The organism is Desulfuromonas soudanensis, assembly GCF_001278055.1.
GTDB classification, from domain to species: domain Bacteria; phylum Desulfobacterota; class Desulfuromonadia; order Desulfuromonadales; family WTL; genus Deferrimonas; species Deferrimonas soudanensis.
This window is the reverse complement of record NZ_CP010802.1, coordinates 2,715,381-2,734,513: the sequence shown is the minus strand read 5'-3', so window position 1 is coordinate 2,734,513 and position 19,133 is coordinate 2,715,381. Positions and strand designations below refer to the sequence as shown.

General features: G+C 62.2%; 13 protein-coding genes. 2 read left to right on the top strand and 11 right to left on the bottom strand.

Annotation, left to right across the window (positions count from 1 at the left end; genetic code table 11):
- Positions 1-4: 4 nt before the first annotated feature.
- Entirely contained in the window at positions 5-1,249 is a 1,245-nt protein-coding gene (locus DSOUD_RS12275) for a RelA/SpoT domain-containing protein (RefSeq protein ID WP_053551286.1), read from the top strand.
- A gap of 110 nt (positions 1,250-1,359) precedes the next feature.
- Here the strand turns inward: DSOUD_RS12275 and ablB are convergent, their stop codons facing one another.
- The 10 genes from ablB to DSOUD_RS12225 all read right to left on the bottom strand — a co-directional run bounded on the left by ablB (position 1,360) and on the right by DSOUD_RS12225 (position 15,101).
- Positions 1,360-2,199 carry a putative beta-lysine N-acetyltransferase gene (gene ablB / locus DSOUD_RS12270; RefSeq protein WP_053551285.1) on the bottom strand — a complete coding sequence of 280 codons (840 nt, stop codon included), beginning with the start codon at positions 2,197-2,199 and terminating at the stop codon, positions 1,360-1,362.
- Entirely contained in the window at positions 2,192-3,508 is a 1,317-nt protein-coding gene (gene kamA / locus DSOUD_RS12265) for a lysine 2,3-aminomutase (protein ID WP_053551284.1), read from the bottom strand. Before kamA ends, ablB begins: the two co-directional genes overlap by 8 nt.
- A 177-nt stretch (positions 3,509-3,685) precedes the next feature.
- Positions 3,686-4,273, bottom strand: a complete 588-nt coding sequence (locus DSOUD_RS12260) for a MarR family winged helix-turn-helix transcriptional regulator (protein WP_082351258.1) — start codon at positions 4,271-4,273, stop codon at positions 3,686-3,688.
- Positions 4,274-4,480: 207 nt separating this feature from the next.
- Entirely contained in the window at positions 4,481-5,587 is a 1,107-nt protein-coding gene (locus DSOUD_RS12255) for an Ig-like domain-containing domain (protein WP_053551282.1), read from the bottom strand.
- A 472-nt stretch (positions 5,588-6,059) separates the two neighbouring features.
- Positions 6,060-8,132: a putative bifunctional diguanylate cyclase/phosphodiesterase gene (locus DSOUD_RS12250; protein WP_053551281.1), complete on the bottom strand. Its 2,073-nt coding sequence runs from the start codon at positions 8,130-8,132 to the stop codon at positions 6,060-6,062.
- A 139-nt stretch (positions 8,133-8,271) separates the two neighbouring features.
- Entirely contained in the window at positions 8,272-8,547 is a 276-nt protein-coding gene (locus DSOUD_RS12245; RefSeq protein WP_157671863.1) for a hypothetical protein, read from the bottom strand.
- Positions 8,548-8,571: 24 nt separating this feature from the next.
- On the bottom strand, positions 8,572-9,999 hold the full coding sequence (locus DSOUD_RS12240; protein WP_053551279.1) for an efflux transporter outer membrane subunit: 1,428 nt from the start codon (positions 9,997-9,999) through the stop codon (positions 8,572-8,574).
- A 20-nt stretch (positions 10,000-10,019) separates the two neighbouring features.
- A complete protein-coding gene (locus DSOUD_RS12235) occupies positions 10,020-13,103 on the bottom strand; it encodes an efflux RND transporter permease subunit (protein ID WP_053551278.1) in 3,084 nt (1,027 codons plus the stop codon).
- A gap of 180 nt (positions 13,104-13,283) precedes the next feature.
- Positions 13,284-14,414 carry an efflux RND transporter periplasmic adaptor subunit gene (locus DSOUD_RS12230; RefSeq protein WP_157671862.1) on the bottom strand — a complete coding sequence of 377 codons (1,131 nt, stop codon included), beginning with the start codon at positions 14,412-14,414 and terminating at the stop codon, positions 13,284-13,286.
- A 102-nt stretch (positions 14,415-14,516) separates the two neighbouring features.
- Positions 14,517-15,101, bottom strand: a complete 585-nt coding sequence (locus tag DSOUD_RS12225; RefSeq protein ID WP_053551276.1) for a TetR/AcrR family transcriptional regulator — start codon at positions 15,099-15,101, stop codon at positions 14,517-14,519.
- A 512-nt stretch (positions 15,102-15,613) separates the two neighbouring features.
- Between DSOUD_RS12225 and ilvB the strand changes: the two genes are divergently transcribed.
- On the top strand, positions 15,614-17,296 hold the full coding sequence (gene ilvB / locus DSOUD_RS12220; RefSeq protein ID WP_053551275.1) for a biosynthetic-type acetolactate synthase large subunit: 1,683 nt from the start codon (positions 15,614-15,616) through the stop codon (positions 17,294-17,296).
- Positions 17,297-17,462: 166 nt separating this feature from the next.
- Here ilvB and DSOUD_RS12215 read toward each other — a convergent pair whose 3' ends face one another.
- Positions 17,463-18,992 carry an SDR family oxidoreductase gene (locus tag DSOUD_RS12215; RefSeq protein WP_053551274.1) on the bottom strand — a complete coding sequence of 510 codons (1,530 nt, stop codon included), beginning with the start codon at positions 18,990-18,992 and terminating at the stop codon, positions 17,463-17,465.
- Positions 18,993-19,133: the final 141 nt, after the last annotated feature.

Sequence of the window (19,133 nt, the reverse complement as noted above, 5' to 3'; positions counted from 1 at the left end):
GCCGATGGAAAAACCGGCGACAAGGAAGAATGGCGACACCTTTGACCGGGAGGCGGTTCGGGCGGTCTATCAGGCCCAGAAACCGGCCTATGAGGCGATTCTGCAGGATCTGCAGGGGGAGGTGCGCACCCTGCTGGAAAAAAACGGATTTACCCCGACCATTAAATTCCGGGTCAAGCGCTTCGAGGCCTACTTCGACAAACTGCTGCGGGTCAGCCGGCGCCCGGAGGGGGAAAAACAGCCGCTCATCACCGACGTCATCGCCCTGCGGATCGTTTTTCCCTTCCTCGAGGACGTCAATGCCGTCGAACGCCTCCTCTCCTCTGCCCTGGAGATCGTCGAATGGGAGCATAAAGGGGGGCACCACTCGTTCCGGGAGTTTGCCTACGATTCGGTCCATCTCCTCGTCAGAATCGATGACCGGCGCCTCGACGGCGGGGTGCCGTACGGTGCGGCGGTCTGCGAGGTGCAGCTGCGGACCATTCTCCAGGACGCCTGGGCCGAGGTGGAACACGAACTGATCTACAAGTCCGACATCTCCCTCCCCAACGAGTCGATCAAGCGCAAACTGGCCTCTCTCAATGCCACCCTGACCCTCTCCGATCTTATTTTTCAGGAAATCCGCGACTACCAGAAAGAGATCCGCTCCCGCGACCGCAAGCGCCGCCAGAGCCTGGAAGCCACCTTGTCGGGGGAACGATGCATTTCCATCACCCCTCCGCCTTTCCCTGATCTCCATCCGGCTTCCACGGCCGAGACGCCTCTTTTGAGCGGCGGCGTCTCACTGGAAAAGGCGATGCTCGAGGCGCTCCGGGCCCACAGCAATGACGAGCTGGAACGGGCCGTCGGACTGTACTCGCAGATATTGCGCATGAAGCTGACCGATCCGGTGCGCTCCCTGGTCTACAATCACCGGGGAATGGCCTATTTCGCCCTTTCGGACTACCGGCGGTCCCTGAAAGATTTCTCCCGGGCCCTCGATCTCGACGACGAGAATGTCCGCTGTCTCAACAACCGCGCCCTGACCTATCGGGTCCTGAAGCGTTTCCACGATTCCCTGCAGGAATACGATCGTTCCCTGGCCATCAATCCATCCCAGTTCGATGCCTTCTGGGGGCGTGCCCAGACCTGCTACGAGCTGCAGCTCTTCACCCAGGCGCTGGAAGACTGCCACCGGGCCCTGGGAATTCAACCCGGCTTCGCTCCGGCGCAGGCCCTCGTCAGGAGGATCGGCAACCGGGTGTTCTAGCCGACACGGCGTGATAAAGTCCAAACAGCACGGCCCCGACGAAGGATGGTTTTTTCGTCGGGGCCGTGTTGTTTTATGAAGAGAAGGGTTAACTGCGACTGAGGCGAAGTTTATGCCTGCAGATCCTTGTACCAGACGTTCATGCTCTCGAGTTTCCCCGAAATCTGGGTGTTGTGGGTCAGGGTGCCGCTGTAGGTGTAGCTGCTCTTGGCAAAGGTGATGTTCATGCCGTAGGAGTAGGCGCGGGCGATGGTGAAGGCGGTGCGGATCCCCTGGCGGCCGGCCGATTGCTCCAGGCGGGCGAGAAGGTAGTTGGCCAGCCCCCGGGAACGGAAGGCCGGATCGGTGGCGAAATCGGTCATCTCGGCGTTTTCCCCGGCAAGATCCTTTTCCGCCGAAGCCAGGGCGATTAATTCATCACCGTTCCAGATCCCGAAATAATCGACATGGGAGGCCATCGTCTCCTGCAGGTATTCCGGGTCGTGGATCGGAAAGGGGTAGGTGGCAAAGACCTGGCGGTAAAGCTGCGCCATGGCCTCTGCGTCCTCGGCCAGGGCCATCCGGCAGTGCAGGGGCGCCGCAAGAGGCGGCACCTCGAGGAGCGGCTCCTTCCCCTGGGCGGCGTCGAGTGCGGCCTGAACAAGGTCGGGATTGCGCTCCTCGCTCCGCTCGGCATCGAAGTATTTCCCCATGAAGCAGACGTCCCGCTCCCCCCGATAAAAACCGGGAATGGTCGCCTCGGAGAGGTAGCTGTTGGCCATGAAATCCTTCTTCGCTTTTGCCGGGACCTTGGCGAATATTTTGGTGTACCCCTCGGTGCGGGCGAGGTCGTCCAGATAGGGGAGGACGGCGGGGAGGTCGCCGGGGGCCAGGTTCATGAGATAGGCCCGGTTGCTGTGTTTGCCGTGCTGGATCGACGAATTGCCGATAGTGATGATTTCATCAGTCATTGTTGCGGCGCTCCATGCGTTCGTTGTTTTCCGGGGTCAGGGAAATGGTGGCGTCGTGGTCCGACAGCAGCATCTCGATGCCGGTGGCACCGATTTCCTCGGCCTCCTCCAGATTGAGCTGCAGGTGGCAGTCATCGCATTTGCGGTCGCAGAAGCCCGACTGGTAATTTTCCGGCTCCTGGTAGGTGGTGATGACGCCTTCGAAGTTGCGCAGCACCACCTTGTTGGTGGAGAGAGAGATGAGGTAGTTGGGCGTCAGCGGGATCTTGCCGCCGCCGCCGGGGGCGTCGATGACGTAGGTCGGCACGGAAAAGCCGCTGGTGTGGCCGATCAGGCTCTCCATGATCTCGATCCCCTTGCCGACCGGGGTGCGGAAGTGGGAGAGCCCGCGGGAGAGATCGCACTGATAGAGATAATAGGGGCGCACCCGGTTTTCCACCAGCTTGTGCACCAGGGATTTCATGATCCGCGGGCAGTCGTTGACTCCGGCGAGGAGGACGGTCTGGTTTCCCAGGGGGATACCGGCGTCGGCCATGCGCGCCAGGGCTTCCCGGGCCGAGGTGGTGATTTCCCGCGGATGGTTGAAATGGGTGTTGATCCACAGCGGGTGGTGCTTTTTGAGCATGGCCACCAGCTTGTCGGTCACCCGGTAGGGGAGAACCACCGGCATGCGCGTCCCGATGCGGATGACCTGCACGTGGGGGATCGTCCGCAGCTCGGTGAGGATCCAGTCGAGATAGTCGTCCGAGAGCATGAACGGGTCGCCGCCGGAGAGGAGGACGTCGCGGATCACCGGGGTGTTGCGGATGTAGTCGATGCCGGCGAGAATCGCGTCCTTCCCAGGAATCGAGTCCACGTCCCCGACCTTGCGCTTGCGGGTGCAGTGACGGCAGTACATGGCGCAGACATTGCTGATCTGCAGCAGCACCCGGTCAGGGTAGCGATGGGTGATGCCGGGAGTCGGGCTGTCCTTGTCCTCGTCCAGGGGATCGGCCATGTCGTGGCGGTCGATCTCCAGTTCGCAGGGGGAGGGGAAGGCCTGGCGGAAGACCGGGTCGTTGCGCCAGTCGTCGGTGTCGATCAAGGAGAGGTAATAGGGGGTGATGGAGAGGGGGAAGGTTTCGAGGGTCTCCTCGAGTTTCTTCCGTTCGTCGGCGCCGAAGGTGATCCCCAGAAGGGATTCGACGGTGGATATGTCCTGAATGGAATGTTTGCGCTGCCAGGCCCAGTCTCTCCAGTTCGACAGGGTGACTTTGTCCTGGGAAATCTTTCCGGCAAGTTCCTGCTGGTTGGGGCTGTAGATGGGCATTTGTTTCTCCTGGGTTGGGCAGAAATAGGTACGGGCGTCTTTGGTGGCGAAGCGGGTGCAGCCGCCAGGGACGTCGATTTCTTTCTGCTGAAGTCGTTGTGAAACTTATTGGGTTTCCAGGCCCCCCCGGGATCTTTATCGGAGGGCGCAGGGACGGCGTGGTTTCTTTTCGAGGCGTTACTTTGGGTGCGCGGGGGGCAAAAGCGGTCCGGTTTCCAGAACCGGTCCGGCGTCGATCTTGCGGGCGTCCATCAGATCGGCGACTTTTTCCAGAGCCCGGATGATGGTCACCTGCTCGGTTTCCGGCAGCGCCCTGAGGCGTTCGACCAGGGTCTCCTGAAGAGGGGAGGGGGCGCTTGTCGTCAGTTCCCGGCCTGCGGCGGTGATGGTGATCTGCACCTGCCGACGATCCCTGCTGCTGCGGCTGCGGTCGACCAGTCCCTTTTCCTCGAGACGGTCGACGATACCGACGATGGTGCTGGGGCTCAGGTAGACGATGTGGGCCAGGGCGGTCGGTGTCAAACTCTCGTGTTCCTGCAGAGCGAGGAGGCAGTTGAGCTGCGGGCCGGTGATCTGGTAGTCCTGGACCAGTTTGTGGGAATGAATTTCGATGGCGCGTATGATCTGCCGCAGCGACTGGAGGATGCGCAACTCATAACTTCCTTTAGGAATTTGCGGTACATAGCTCAGGATGGTCGCCCCCGGGTCGGCGGCAATGTCTGTCCCCTGAGCAAAACCCGAGGGTTTAGCCTCTCTGAAGGTCATGGCTCTTCTCTTTCCTGGTGGTCGTTCGAAAAAATGTCGATAAGAAAGGTTTCTGTCGAAATGTTTTCAATGCGAAGCAATTTATACCACCTTTGGGGCGCTGTGTCAAAAAAGGGGTGTCTTGGAAAGACCGCAAACGGCAACGGGCCGCCGGAACAGTAAACGATCCGGCGGCCCGCGGTGTTTTTACCCTGCCCGTACGTCCGCTCAGGGGGCGGTGAAGGCGCTGAGCTCCTCAATGACCCTGGTGATGCCGAGCGGAGTGCTGAACAGGCTGTCGCGCTTGACCGGACCGATTCCCGGGGCATACCACTTGGAGTTCCACTCCTGGACGACAAAAGCGGAACCGTCCCTGGAGAGGGTGATTTCGATCTGCGTCAGAGTATTGATCTTGGCCGTTGCTGTGAAATTGCCGGCTGGGAGGGAAAGATCCTCAAATTTTTCCATCAATGTGCTGATGGCGACGTCGCAGGTTTCATTGATCCCGTCGCCGTCTTCGTCCTGGCCGTAATCGATCCCGGTTTTGGCCAGAATCATCTGGCCTGCGCCTGGGGTCAAAGGGAAGACCATCTCCCGGTAGGGGGCCAGCAGCGGAGTAAGGGTGTCGGCGGGGTCGTCGGTGCCATAGTACCAGAGTCCGTCGCCGTCCTTGAGGCGATAGGTTTTCATGGTCAGGCCGTCGTCGTCGCGGTTCGATTCGGTATAGACATCAACGGTAATTCCATTGACAACGTCCGTTCCGGAGATCGTCAGGGTGTTGACGAAGGGACTTGTGTTGATCGTCCCGGTAAATTCCCAGGTGCGGCCGTTATCGGTGGGGAAATAGGTCAGAGGGTCCCCGGGAGAGGCGGACACAGTCGTAAAGGACCAGGTTTTTGGAAGTTCCAGATGGTCTCCGCTCATCCCCTTGAGGCCGGTTCCGATGGTCACCGTATAGGTTTCGCCATAGGCCAGGGAGGAAGCCGGAAAAGAAGTCAACGTCGATCCGAGGCAGACGACCTCGGCCGGGATGACCGCGCCGCCGGAGTTTTTCAGAATCATGGCCGTTGCTGCCGAGGCTGGATCGAGGGCTTCGCTGAAGTCGGCGCTGATCGAGGTAGAGACCGAAATATCCGTTGCGCCGCCTGCGGGACTGACCGCCGGGGCGGCAAGATAGGTGATGGTCGGCGTGACGGGTGTTGTCGGCGCAGAGTCCCCCCCCCCTCCGCCGCAGGCGACGAGAAGCGTCGAGAGAAGCAGTGCCGACAGGCTGACGGTGAGGGCTGGGGGTCGGAATGTCTTCGAGAAAATGCTGCCGGGACTCTGTCCTTTCATGACGCCTCCTTGGCCGGGTTGGCCGCCTTGCTGTCCTCAGGTGGATGCTGGTTTCAATTCAAGGGTAAAAAAGCCTTTTGCCGGATTTATCAGGCAGCTCCTCCGTCCATCCTTGCAGAAGTCCCGGCTTTTTCCGTCCCTTTTTCTTCCGGGGTTGTTCTTTAAAAAGTTGCTGTTTTTTAATTGGTTAACATACACGTATGGCTTGTCAATACGGCAAGGGAACTATTCAGCGCAGCTAGGAGCCTGTCGGACTATCCATGAGCCGGCTGCAAAATCGTCTATTTGGTCCATATCCGAGCTCCTTTTCGACCAATAGAGATGGCTATTGGCCCTCAAACGAGCTCGAATCTGTCCTCAAATAACCAATTTTTCGCTTCGGCCCGTATAGTCCGACAGGCTCCTGGGAGGGACAATTCTGGAGGAGGAAGGATGTTTCGGAATGATTCAGGGGTGCGAAACAGGCGGGATATCAGCGGAGAAATTCGATGAAGTCGGCGGCGGCAAGAGGGCGGGCGAAGAGGAATCCCTGCGCCTGCCGGCAACCGAGTTCGCAGAGGATGTCCCGTTGTTCTTCGATTTCCACGCCCTCGGCGATCGGCTCGAGGCCGAGATTCCAGGCGAGGGAGACGATGGAGCCGGCGATGGCCCTGCTCTGGGGGGCGTCTCCGAGGTCCCTGACGAAGGAGCGGTCGATCTTGAGGCGATGGAGGGGGAAGAGCCTCAGGTGACTCAGGGAGGAGAAACCGGAGCCGAAGTCGTCGATGGCGATGCGGACCCCCATGCGCGAGAGCGCCTGCAGGGTCGCCAGGGAGTTGTCGAAGTCGCTCATCAGCATGCTCTCGGTGATTTCAATTTCGAGGAACTGTGGAGCCAACCCGGTGGTTTCGAGGGTGCGGGTGATCTCCGTCACCAGATCGGTCTGCAGAAACTGGCGCATGGAAATGTTGACGGCCATGGTGACCGGCGGGTGGCCGGCGTCCTGCCAGGCCCGATTCTGGGCACAGGCGGTGCGCAGCACCCAGTCGCCGATGGGGATGATCAGTCCCGTTTGCTCGGCCAGGGGGATGAAGTCGCCGGGGGGGATCATCCCTTTTTGCGGATGCTGCCAGCGCAAAAGCGCCTCGACCCCCATCAGCTGGCCGGTGATCATGTCGACCTGGGGCTGGTAATGGAGAACGAACTGGTCCTCATCAAGGGCGCGGCGCAGGTCGTTCTCCATCTCCAGGAATTCATGGGCGCGGGCGTTCATGTCGGGAGTGTAGAACTGATAGTTGTTGCGCCCCATCTCCTTGGCGCGGTACATGGCGACTTCGGCGCATTTGAGGAGCCCTTCCGTGTCGAGTGCGTCGTCGGGAAAGAGGCAGATGCCGAGGCTTGCGGTGACCTGGACGCGGAAACTGTCGATCCGGATCGGCTGGTCGATGTCCAGCAGCAGGCGCTGGGCCATGGTGACGATGGAGGCGACCTGGCCGACGTCGTCGAGGAGAAGGAGAAATTCGTCCCCTCCCAGCCGGGCAAAGGTGTCGGATTTGCGAACCGTGCCGAGCAGGCGCCCGGTGATTTCGCAGAGCACCCGGTCGCCGACGGAGTGGCCGAGGGAATCGTTGATGGTCTTGAAACGGTCGAGTTCGATCAGGAGGATGGCGATTCGCCGCTGCGATCGCTGCGCCCTGGCGATGGCCTGGTCGAGGCGGTCGTGAAGGAGGTGGCGATTGGGGAGTCCGGTGAGGGTGTCGTGATTGGCAAGAAAGGCGAGATGGGTTTCCTTCTCGAGGAGGGAATCTTCAGCGGCCTCCCGTCTGCGTATCTGCCCCCGGAGGGACCCGACCCCGAGAGCGATTCCCCCCAGACCCAGAAACCACAGGAGTCCGTGTCCGAGAACGTAGGCGACAATGGTGCCGTGATTGGCGCTCCAGAGGGGAGCCAGGGGGATGGAGATGCTGATTCCGCCGCGGATATCGCCGATTTTGTACCCCTGTCGGCTATGGCACTTGAGGCACGCCTCCTCGACCCAAAAGGGGCGCATGAAGCGCAGGTATTCGGAGCCTTCCGTAGAGACGACGCTGGAAATCTCCTTTTCCCCCTCGGCGAAGCGTCGCAGGGCTTCGATCTCCCAGGGATCGGGGGCGTTTTGCGGGCGAAGGGGGTTGAGGCTGGTGAGGTGGCTGCGGATGCCGTGGCTCTTTTCGGCAAGATCGTAGACCATTCGGGTCATGTAGGCGGGATTGACCATGGTCAGGGTCCGTCCCGAGGTGGTCGTCACCTCCCTCTCCGGCACATCGAGGTAGGGATTGGGAGGAACCTGGGGGGAGACGGGGAGATAGACCGGTCCGTAGAGGGCGCCCCATCGCCGGTAGAGGAGGTCCTTGTCGAAGGCGTTGCGGGCGGAATTGCGGGCGATGCCGAGGATGGTGCGGTGGTTCTGGACAAGATTCCAGGCCAGGGAGGCGCCGATGCAGAGGGTCCAGGCGATCAGCAGGGCAAGGGTATAGCGGCGAAGGTCGAGGGGGCGACGTGCCTTTTGTGGTGTCGTTTCGCTCATGCGCCGGCCTCTCCCTGAATCGGTGTGCAGGTCGACGATAAATATAAGGTATTTTAATGGATTGTCGAGGAAAGAAAGGTGATTTCGGGAATTGATGAAAAGAAAAAGCGAGGAGGGTTTGCCGGAAGCCGGGGGAGAGTCAATCCCGGGAGCCTCTTTTCCCCTTGCTCCCGCCTCGCAGGCCGATCAGGGAGAAGAGGGCGAGGGGGAGGAGGTAGAGATTGGCGACAAAGATCCATTGCAGCTCCATCAGCGTCAGGGCCATCGCCTCGAAGCAAAGGAGGACGGCGACGACGGTCAGGCGCAGGAGGGCTCCTGCTCCGGCCGCGAACACCCGTCGCCCTCTCTTCCCCCGTCCCGGCAGAGCTCCGGCGAGCGCCGCTCCTTCCGCGGCCGTTTTATTTCCCCAGGCCATGCCGAGTCTCATCCAGGATCCCATTTACAGTGCGGCCTCTTCCCAACCGCCCCCCAGGGATTTGATCAGGGTGACCGTTGTCTGCAGTTGCCGGCCGAGGATGTCGGTGACCAGGCGCTCGCTCTGCAGGGCGGTGCGCTGGCTGTCGACGACCTCGAGGTAGCTCACCAGCCCGGCGCGGTAGCGCTTGTCCGAAAGGTCGGAGGCTCTGAGTGCGGCCTGCAGCGACCGCTGCTGCGCCTCTTCCTGTTTCTTGAGGGCGGTCAGGGCGGAAAGGGCGTCTTCCACGTCGCGGAAGGCGACCAGCACCTGCTGGCGGTAATTGGCCACCGCCTCCTCGTAGACCGCCTTGCTGCGCTGCAGATTGGCCCGATTCCGTCCGCCGGAGAAGATGGGGAGGGAGAGGCTCGGCCCCAGCCCCCAGGTGCGGTTGTCCCAGTTGAGGAGATCGGCCGTTTCACTGGAGGAAAAGCCGGCGTTGCCGGTGAGGCGGATCGCCGGGAAAAAGGCGGTTTTGGCGACGCCGATGCGGGCGTTGGCCGCCGCCATCGACCGCTCGGCGGCGGCGACGTCCGGGCGCCGTTCGAGGAGGGAGGCCGGCAGGCCGGGAGCGACGGCCGGCGCCCGGACGTCGAGGGGAGCCACGGCCAGGTTGAAAGTGGAGGGGTTCTGCCCGGCCAGGACGGCGAGGGCGTTTTCCAGCTTGCTGCGGCTTTCCTGCAGTCCGGCCTGTTCGGCCTCCGTCGCCGCCAGCTCGGCCCTGGCCCGGGCGACATCGAGTTCGCCGATCTGGCCGTTGTCGAAAAGGCTGGTCACCAGATTCAGGGACTGGCGGCGCAGGTCAATGTTGCGCTGCAGCAGGGCGCTCTGGGCGTCGACGGTACGCAGGGCGAAGTAGCTGCGGGCGACCTCTCCCTGCAACGTCAGGCGGATGGCCTCCAGGGCGGCCAGGCTCCCGTCGGCGTCAGCGGATGCCGCCTCGACGCTGCGCCGCACCCGCCCCCAGAGATCGATCTCATAGCTCAGATCCAAAGGGATATTGTAATAGTTGGTGATAAAGGAACTTGGCCCACTTGAGTCAATGCCGAATTGACTGAGTGATATTTTTGAACGTTGACCCGAAGCGTTCAAATCGACTCGCGGCAGGAATTCTGCCCGGCTGACGCCGAGGAGCGCCCTGGCCTGATCGAAGCGCGCCACGGCCGCCTGCACTTCCAGGTTGGCCGTGGAGGCCTTCTGTTCCAGTTCATTGAGGGCCGGATCGTTAAAGACCGCCCACCACAAGCCGCGGGATTGCTCATCCCGGGGAGCGGATTCCTGCCAGGACCCTTCGGCCTTGAAGCCGAGCGGAGTTTCCATGACCGGTCGGTGGTAGTCCGGGCCGAGGGTGCAGGCCGGCAGGGTCAGGATCAGCAGGGCCAGGGTGGCCAGGGTTCGAAGCGGTGATTTCATGATCGGTTCCTTTATTTTTGTCAGGCCCTGGCGGATTCAGGTACGGGGATCGTTGCCGGTTCATCCTCGCCCACGGCCGCTTTCCGCTTGCGGGCGATGAGGACGTAGGCGGCCGGCACTACAAAGAGGGTGAGGACGGTCCCCAGAGAGAGGCCGCCGACCAGGACCCAGCCGATCTGCTGCCGGCTTTCGGCGCCGGCGCCGTGGGCCAGGGCCAGGGGGAGGGAGCCGAGAACCATCGCCCCGGTGGTCATCAGCACCGGACGCAGGCGCAAGGTCGCCGACTCGATGACCGCTTCCAGCTTGGTCTTCCCGGCATCCTGCAGCTGGTTGGCGAACTCGACGATGAGGATGCCGTGCTTGGTGATCAGTCCGATGAGGGTGATCAGGCCGACCTGGCTGTAGATATTGAGGGAGTTGCCGGTCAACTCCAGGGCGAGGAGCGCCCCGACCATCGCCAGGGGGACGGTGAGGAGGATGATGAAGGGATCGACGAAGCTTTCGAACTGGGCCGAAAGCATCAGGTAGATGAAGGCCAGGGCGAGGATGAAGGTCACCGCCAGGCCGCTGTTCGAATCCTTGAACTCCCTGGACTGTCCCGTGTAGTCGATGCGGGCGTTGTCGGGGAGGATTTTGGCCGCCGTCCCCTCGAGATAGGTCAGGGCTTCGCCGAGGGCATAGCCGGGGAGGAGGTTGGCGCTGATGATGGCCGCCCGGCTGCGGTCGAAGTGGTTGAGGGACTGGGGACTGACCCCCTCGGCGATGGTCACCAGGTTGGAGAGCTGAACCGTCTCGCCGCCGCCGGTGCGGACGTAGATCTGGTTCAGGTCTCCGGGGGCGTTGCGCCGGGTCTCCTCGATCTTCACCTTGACGTCGTACTGCTTGCCGTCGACCTTGAAGCGGGTGACGTCCCGCCCTCCCATCATCGTTTCGATGGTGCGGCCGATGGTCGCGATATTGACGCCGAGATTGGCCGCCTTGTCGCGATCGATGGCCAGGCGCAATTCGGGGGTGTTGAATTTGAGATCGGACCGGGTGGCGACGATGTTCGGGTTGTTGCGGATCTCGGCCAAAAGATTTCCGACCATGGTGGAGAGTTCGTCGTAGGAGGCGGTGGTCTTCACCACCAGCTGCACCGGTTGATTCAAGGCCGGCTGGCCGAGGGACGGCGGGACGATGGGGAAGGCGAGGACGCCGGGAATGCCGAAGAGCTGGGGTCCGAGGGAGGCGGCAATCTCCTGCGAGGAGCGTTCTCGCTCGCTCCAGTCCTTGAGGTTGAGAATCGAGAGTCCTTCGGAAACCACGGTCCGTCCGGCAATGGAGAATATGTACCTCTTTTCGGGGACCTGCGCGAAGATCGCCTCCCCCTGCTTGATGTAATGGTCGGTATATTCGAGGCTCGACCCGTCGGGCGCAATGAAGATGGAGAAGAGAACCCCGCGGTCCTCGCTGGGGGAGAGTTCCGAGGGGAGCCCGGCCAAAAGCGCCCAAGTGCCGCCGGCCGCTGCCAGGGCGATGGCGACGCCGATGAGGCGGGTGCGCAGCGAGGCGCCGAGAACCCGGCGATAGAGGCTGTCGAGACCATCGAAGAAGCTCTCCATGATCCGGAAGAGGCGGTTGTGGCGGGCCTGGTGGCGAAGCATCTTGGAGCACATCATCGGCGTCAGCGTCAGGGCGACGAAACCGGAGACGATGACGGCGCCGGCCAGCGTCAGGGCGAACTCGGTAAAGAGTTTGCCGGTGCGCCCCTCCATGAGGGAGACGGGGATGTAGACGGCCGCCAGGGTGAAGGTCATGGCGATGATGGCAAAGCCGATTTCGCGGCTCCCCTTGAGCGCGGCCTGCCGGGGAGAGAGCCCATCCTCGATGTGGCGGTGGATGTTCTCCAGGACGACGATGGCGTCGTCGACCACCAGGCCGACGGCCAGGACGAGGGCGAGAAGGGTCAGGGTGTTGATGGTGAAGCCGAAGGCCCACATGAGGGCAAAGGCGCCGATCAGCGACACCGGTATGGTCACCAGCGGGATCAGCGTCGAGCGGAAGGATCGCAAAAAGACGAAGATGATCAGGAGAACCAGCACCACCGCTTCGAAGATGGTGGAAAAGACATTATTGATCGAGCGTTCGATGAAGATGGAGGAATCGAAGGCCATCTCGATGTTCATCCCCGCCGGGAGGGATTTGCGCAGTTCGGGGAGGAGGATTTTGAGCTCCGCCGAAATGTCGAGGGGGTTGGCCGTCGATTGTTTGACGATGCCGATGGCCACCGACTGCTCGCCGTTGAAACGCAGGTTGGTCCGCTCGCTCTCGGCGCCGATTTCGGCGCGGCCGATGTCCCTGAGGCGCACCAGATAGCCGTCGCTATTGCCGAGGACGATCTCCTCGAATTCCTCGGGGGTGTTCAGTGCGGTGTCGGTGAGTATGGTGAATTCGCGGGCCGCACTTTCTATCCGCCCCCCCGGGACCTCGAGGTTCTGGGCGCGCAGGGCGTTTTCCACATCCTGCGGCGTGAGGCCGCGGGCGGCCATTTTTGAAGGGTCGAGCCAGATGCGCATGGCGTAGCGGCGTTCGGCGAGGATCTGGGCCTCGGCGACGCCGGAGATCATCTCCAGCTGATCGGTGACGTGACGGTCGACGTAGTCGGTAATCTCGGTGGTCGAGTGACGGTCGCTGAAAAAGGCCATATAGATGATCGGCGAAGCGTCGGCCTCGACTTTGGCGATGATCGGTTCCTGGATCTCGAGAGGGAGTTTGCCGCGGATGCGCCCCACCCGGTCGCGGACTTCGGCGGCGGAGTCGTCGGCGTCGCGGTCCATGTTGAACTTGATGGAGATCTGGCTGACCTCCTGGCGGCTCTGGGAGGTGATGCTCTTGATCCCCTCGATCCCCGAAAGCGAGTCCTCGATGACCGTGGTGACCTCGGTTTCGATGATCTCGGGACTGGCCCCTTCATAGGCGGTGGTCACCGAGACCGTCGGTTCATCGATGTTGGGATATTCCCGCACCGAGAGGCGGTCGTAGGCCACCAGTCCGACCAGGAGGATAAAGAGGCTCATGACCGAGGCCAGGACCGGGCGCTTGATGCTGAGTTCGGAAATCTGCATGATCTATTGCTTTCTACTGTTTGTTGAAATGAACCGTTCACTCCCCATCAGGAATCGCGACTTGAAATGTACGGATTTTTTTACCACAGAGGCACAGAGGCACAGAGAAGTCTTTAGTATCATAGGTTTTTTACCTCTGTGTCTCCGTGCCTCTGTGGTGAGAGCTCCTTGTTCAGGAGGCTAATGGACCTTGGCGAACATCTGCGGATCGGCTTTTACGGCATTGACCGGGCTGCCGTCGCCGATCTTCTGCAGGCCGCCGGTGACGACGAAGTCGCCGGCGGAAAGGCCGGTGAGGATTTCCACCAGACCGTCGCGCCGCGGCCCGATCTCGATGGGGGTCAGCACCGCCTTGGCCTCGACCACCTTCATCACGAACATCTTGCCGGGCTGGGGAATCACCGCCTGCTCGGGGATAAAGAGGGCGCCCTCATGCTCTTCCACCACCAGGCGGCTGTTGACAAACTGCCCCGGGTGCAGCAGGCCGTCGCGGTTGTCGAGGAGGGCGCGGGCGGCGATGCTCCCCCCTTTTTCGTTGAAGCGGGGATCGATGGCGTAGAGTTCAGCGGCAAAATCCATGTCCGGGAAGGAGTCGGTGGTCAGGTTCAGCTTCTGGCCGACGGCAATGCGGGACGATTGTATCCCGGGGAGGTGGAGCTCCACCTTGAGACGGCTGATGTCCTCGAGATTGACCAGAGCCTGGCCCGGGGCGACGACATCGCCGACGCTGACCTGGCGCAGGCCGATCGTTCCGGAAAAGGGAGCCTTCAGCACCGTCTTGGCCAGCTGGGCCCGGGCCAGGCGGACACTGGCTTCGTCGAGCTGCCACTGAGCGTAGGCCTCGTCGCGCTCGCGCTCGGAAATGGCCCGGTCGGAGAGCAACGCCTCGGCCCGTTTGTAATTGGCCAGGTGCAGGGCGCGGGAGGCCTCGATCTGGTCGAACTGGGCCTGCAGTACCGTCCGGTCGAGGGTGACGAGCGGCTCCCCCTCCTTGACCTGCGTCCCTTCGGCAAAGTGGATGCGGGCAATGCGGCCGCCGATCTCGGGGCGGAGAATGATCGATTCGTTGGCGCGCAGGGTGCCGACGCTGGCGATCTCGCGCCGACCCGGAGCGACGATCACCTCGGCGACCTCGACGGTCGTTGCCGGGCGGGGCGGAGGGGAGGCCGGTTTGTTTTCGGCAAGGGCTGCCGGGTGGGTGAAGAGGGTGACGCCGATTGCGAGGGCGGCAAAAAGGGCCAGGGCCACCAGTGCGAGAATCTTTCCGCGCCGGCCCTTATTGAGCTCGGGATTTGACTGTCTCGATTCCATGGTCAACATGTCCTTGTTCTGGTTGAAAATCACGGAGTGACTGGTCACTCCTGAATGTGTTCCGAAAAAAATGGTTCCCTCTGGCCCGGCAAAAAGCTGCCCTTAGCGCTTGATCGCCTTCCACAGGGCCTGGATGGTGTTTTGAATCAGCTCTTCATCGAGATTGATAAATCCGGCCAGTTTGCTGCGGGTTAAAAAGAACGCCGGACCGGCGGTCAGGGCCATGAGGACTTCCGTGGGGAGGTTGACGATGAACCCCTCTTTTTTTGCCTCGCCGAAGAGAGCGACAAAGGGATCGGCTTCAAGGTTCTCGGGATCCTGCAGGCGAGCCTGGCGCACGGCGATGCCATAGGGGGAATTGTAGAACTGCTCGAGAAAACGAAACTCGCGGGGGTTCGCCGTCGTGTAATGAATCAGGTTGGAAAAAAGCTTGAAAAAACGCTCGGGAATCGGAAGGGTCGTGGCGTAATCGGTGAGAATCACTTCCCGGGCCCGGAGATCCATCTCCTTGTGGAGTTCCCGGATCAGGTCGTCCTTGTTCTCGAAGTAGCGGTAGAGGGTGCCGGTGCCGACTCCGGCCTTTTCGGCGATCATCGAGGTGGGTGACCCGTGAAAACCATTCTCGGCAAAAATTTCGAGGGCCGCCTGAAGAATGGCGCAGCGTTTATCTTTTTTCTCTTGGGTCATGGCGCCTCCGGTTGCGGACTGAACGATCACTCCGGAAGACTAGGCCAGTTCGGGACGCCGAGTCAAGGAGGAATTTTAATCGCATCCTTTACTTCCCTCCGAGGGCTAAAAACCCCCTTGACGATTCATGCAGCCTTCGTTATATTGACCCTCACTGGAGATAAAACAATGTTTCGTCAAATTATGGATATTCCTCTGCTATGGGTCGTCGTAGTCGTCGTAAGCTGACGGCTCGCTGCTGCCCACGTCGAGGAAACACTGACAGGACAGGGAGCGCGGGCAACATCCCGCGCTCCCTTTTTTCATCGGAAAAAAGGCCGCGGGGCAACCCGGCGGCCTTTTTTTTCGGATTCACAACCCGCACGAAGGGTTTTAGGCAAGAGACGCCGAGAGGTAATGCCGACCGCAGAGATGAAGGTTGTTTTTGAGATAAGTTCTCTCCACCTCTCCGCTCTTTGCGGCTCAGCGTTGAAATTTTTTTGAATCATCCCCAAACGGAAGGAGTGTTTGCCATGAAGACCGGAGCTCAGATTCTGCTCGAATGCCTCAAGCTCGAAGGGGTCGACACCATCTTCGGCTACCCCGGCGCCCGGACGCTGCTGGTGCACGACGCCCTGCTCGATGAACCGGGGATCAATCACATCCTGGTGCGTCACGAGCAGGGGGCGGCCCATGCCGCCGATGGTTATGCCCGCACCACCGGCAAGGTCGGGGTCTGCCTGACCACCTCCGGTCCGGGGGCCACCAACCTGGTCACGGGGATCGCCACCGCCTACATGGATTCGGTGCCGATGGTCGCCCTGACCTGCCAGGTGACGACCCGCGATATCGGCAACGACTCCTTTCAGGAGGCGGACATGATCGGCATCACCCGGCCGATCACCAAGCACAGCTACCTGGTGACCGACGTCAAGGACCTGGCCCGAATCGTTCGCGAAGCCTTCTTCGTCGCCCGCACCCGCCGTCCCGGTCCGGTCCTGGTCGATCTCCCCAGCGACGTCCTGGCGGCGAAGATCGAGGCGCAGATCCCCGGTGAGGTGGCCCGTCGCGGCTATCAGGAGAAACCGGCCGTCAATCTCAACCAGCTCAAGAAGGCGGCGGCGATGATCAACAAGGCCAAGCGCCCCCTGATCTATGCCGGCGGCGGCATTACCCTCTCCGGGTCGGCGGAGCTGCTGCGGTCCCTGGCTGCGGCGGGGACTATCCCGGTGACCCACACCCTGATGGCCATCGGCGTCATGGATCCCGCTTCGCCCCTGGCCGTGGGGATGCTCGGCATGTACGGCGCCTGGTACGCCAACAAGGCGGTCCATGACTGCGACTGTCTGGTCGCCCTCGGCGCCCGTTTTGACGACCGCGTCACCGGCCGGGTCGATGCCTTTGCCCCCCGGGCGAAAATCATCCACGTCGACATCGACCCGGCGAGCATCCGCAAGGTGGTCAAGGTCGACCTCCCCATCGTCGGCGACGTGCGCGAGGCCCTCGAAGTCATGATTCCGCTGATCGAGAAGAAGGATCGCAGCGCCTGGCTGCAGGAGATCGAGGACTGGAAGAAACAGGCTCCCCTGCCGCGCCCCGAGCGTCCCGAACTCGTCCCCCACGAAATCATGGAGGCGATCTCCGCCGTCGCCGGAGATGCGCCGATCGTGGCCTCCGACGTCGGCCTCTCGCAGATGTGGACCGCCAACTATCTCCCCTTTCCCGGCCCCCGCCAGTACATCACCAGCGGCGGTCTCGGCACCATGGGGTACGCCCTGCCGGCGGCCATGGGCGCCGCTCTCGGCAACCCGGGGCGGCCGGTCTTCGCCATCAACGGCGACGGCGCCTTTCAGATGAACATCCAGGAGCTCGCCACCTGCTCCTACTACAACCTGCCGGTGAAGACGGTGGTTCTCAACAACGGCAAGCTCGGCATGGTTCGCCAGTTCCAGAAGGTCTTTCTCAAGGAGCGCTACGCCTCGACCTGCATCGGCAACCATGTGGACTTCTGCATGGTCGCCCGCGGCTTCGGGGTCGCCGCCTTCAAGGTCGTCAAAAAGGAGGATCTCGCCGGCGTTCTCGAAAAGGCGATGGCCATCGACGGGCCGGTGGTCATCGATGTCGACATCGATCCCGACTGCTATTCCTTCCCCATGGTTCCGCCGGGGAAAAAGTCCGTCGAGGCGATCTTCTCTCCGGAGGAGTGGCAGGGTTAACCAAAGGATGGCGCCGTCCCGATGAACGGGACGGCGCCATTAAAGTCTTATTCCCGCAAAGGAATGAATCCGCTTTCCCCTTCTTCCCCGCCTCTTTTACGCCCCTTCTCTGCGTCCCCCCGATTTTCTCCGCGCTCTCCGCGTTGAAGACTCCAGCGTTTAACAATTATTTTGGAGCGGGCATCCGTTCCGGGCCGGTGACGATCTTTTTACCGGCGGCTTTTGCGATGCCGCGGAGCATTCCGGTGAAGACCAGGCGGTGAAAGGGGGAAACGGCGTACCAGTAGAGGAGGCCGAGCAGGCCGCGGGGGAGATAGCGAGCGATCTGCTGCAGTTCGGTGCTCCCGTCGTCGAGAGGGTGCAGGCGGAAGGCGAGGACCGCCTCTCCGGGGAGCTTCATCTCGGCGCCGAAAAGGAGCAGAGACGGCCGCTCGGCCTCGATCACCCGCCAGAAGTCGAGGGCGTCGCCCGTCCGCAGGTCGATGGCACAGCGCCGACCCCGGGAGAGCCCGACCCCGCCCACCAGCCGGTCGAGATGGCCGCGCACTTTCCACAGCCAGTCGGCGTAGTACCAGCCGGTCCGCCCGCCGATGGCGGCCAGGGCCGGCCAGATCTCCTCGGGCGTCCCGTCCAGCACCATCCGCCAGGAATCGTCGCAGACCGTCCCCCCTGCCCAGCCGGGGTCGCCGGTCATCGCCCATTCGGCCGGGGGGAGGGGACCCGAGTCGCTCCAGGAGGTCTCGATCTCCTGCTGCTGGCGGTCGAGGGCGAGGCGGATCGCCTGGCGGCAGTCGAGGAGGTTTTGGGGGATGAGGTCGCGGATGCGGAGATCCCGGCAGACCACCGGACAACTGAGGCCTTCGGCGAGGGGGCGGGCCAGGGCCGCGGGGATCGGGGTGACGAGGTGAATCCAGTAGGAACTCAGGCGCGGTGTGAGAAAGGGGACCGGCAGGATGAGGCGCTTCGGGAGTCCGGCCTCTTCGGCGTAGATCTCCATCAGCTGCCGGTAGGTGACGATCTCTTCCTGGCCGATGTCGAAGGTTTCCCCGGCGGTCTCCGGCACCTCGAGGCAGCCGGTGAGGTAGTGCAGGACGTTGCGCACCCCGATCGGCTGGCAGGGGGTGGAGACCCAGCGGGGCGTGACCATGGCCGGCAACCGGTCCACCAGGTAGCGGAGGATCTCGAAGGAGGCGCTCCCCGAGCCGATGATCATCGCCGCCCGCAGTACGGTGACCGGCACAGGTCCTTCGGCGAGGATGCGGGCCACCTCGGCACGGGACTGCAGGTGCGAACTCATTCCGGCGTCCTCGTCGCCGAGGCCGCTGAGATAGATCAGGCGCTCGAGCCCCGCTTCGCCGGCGATTTCGGCCATGTTGCCGGCCGCCCGGCGGTCGCTCTCGGCGAAATCGGCGACCCTGGGATTCATGGAGTGGACCAGGTAGTAGGCCGCCCGGCAGCCGCGGGCCGCCGTTAGAAGGGAGTCCCGGTCGAAGACGTCGCCGCGGACGATTTCCAGGCGCGGATGGCCGGACCAGGGGCGCCCCTTGAGCTTGCCCGGGGAGCGGGCCATCGCCCGGACGGGGTAGCCGGCGGCCAGCAGGAGGGGGATCAGGCGGCCGCCGATATAACCGCTGGCGCCGAGAATGAGGACCGGCCGTTGGTCTTTTGCCGGGGTGCTTTCTGTAGATTTTTTCATGTTCGCATTATCCCTGATAAAAGGGATGAAGACAAACCGATTCCTTTCCGCCCTCTTTTCTCTCCCGTATCCTGCGACCCTCCCCTGTCAAATATTTGGCCCGAGACCGCAGCGCTCCCCTCCGGAGCGCCGCGGTTTTTT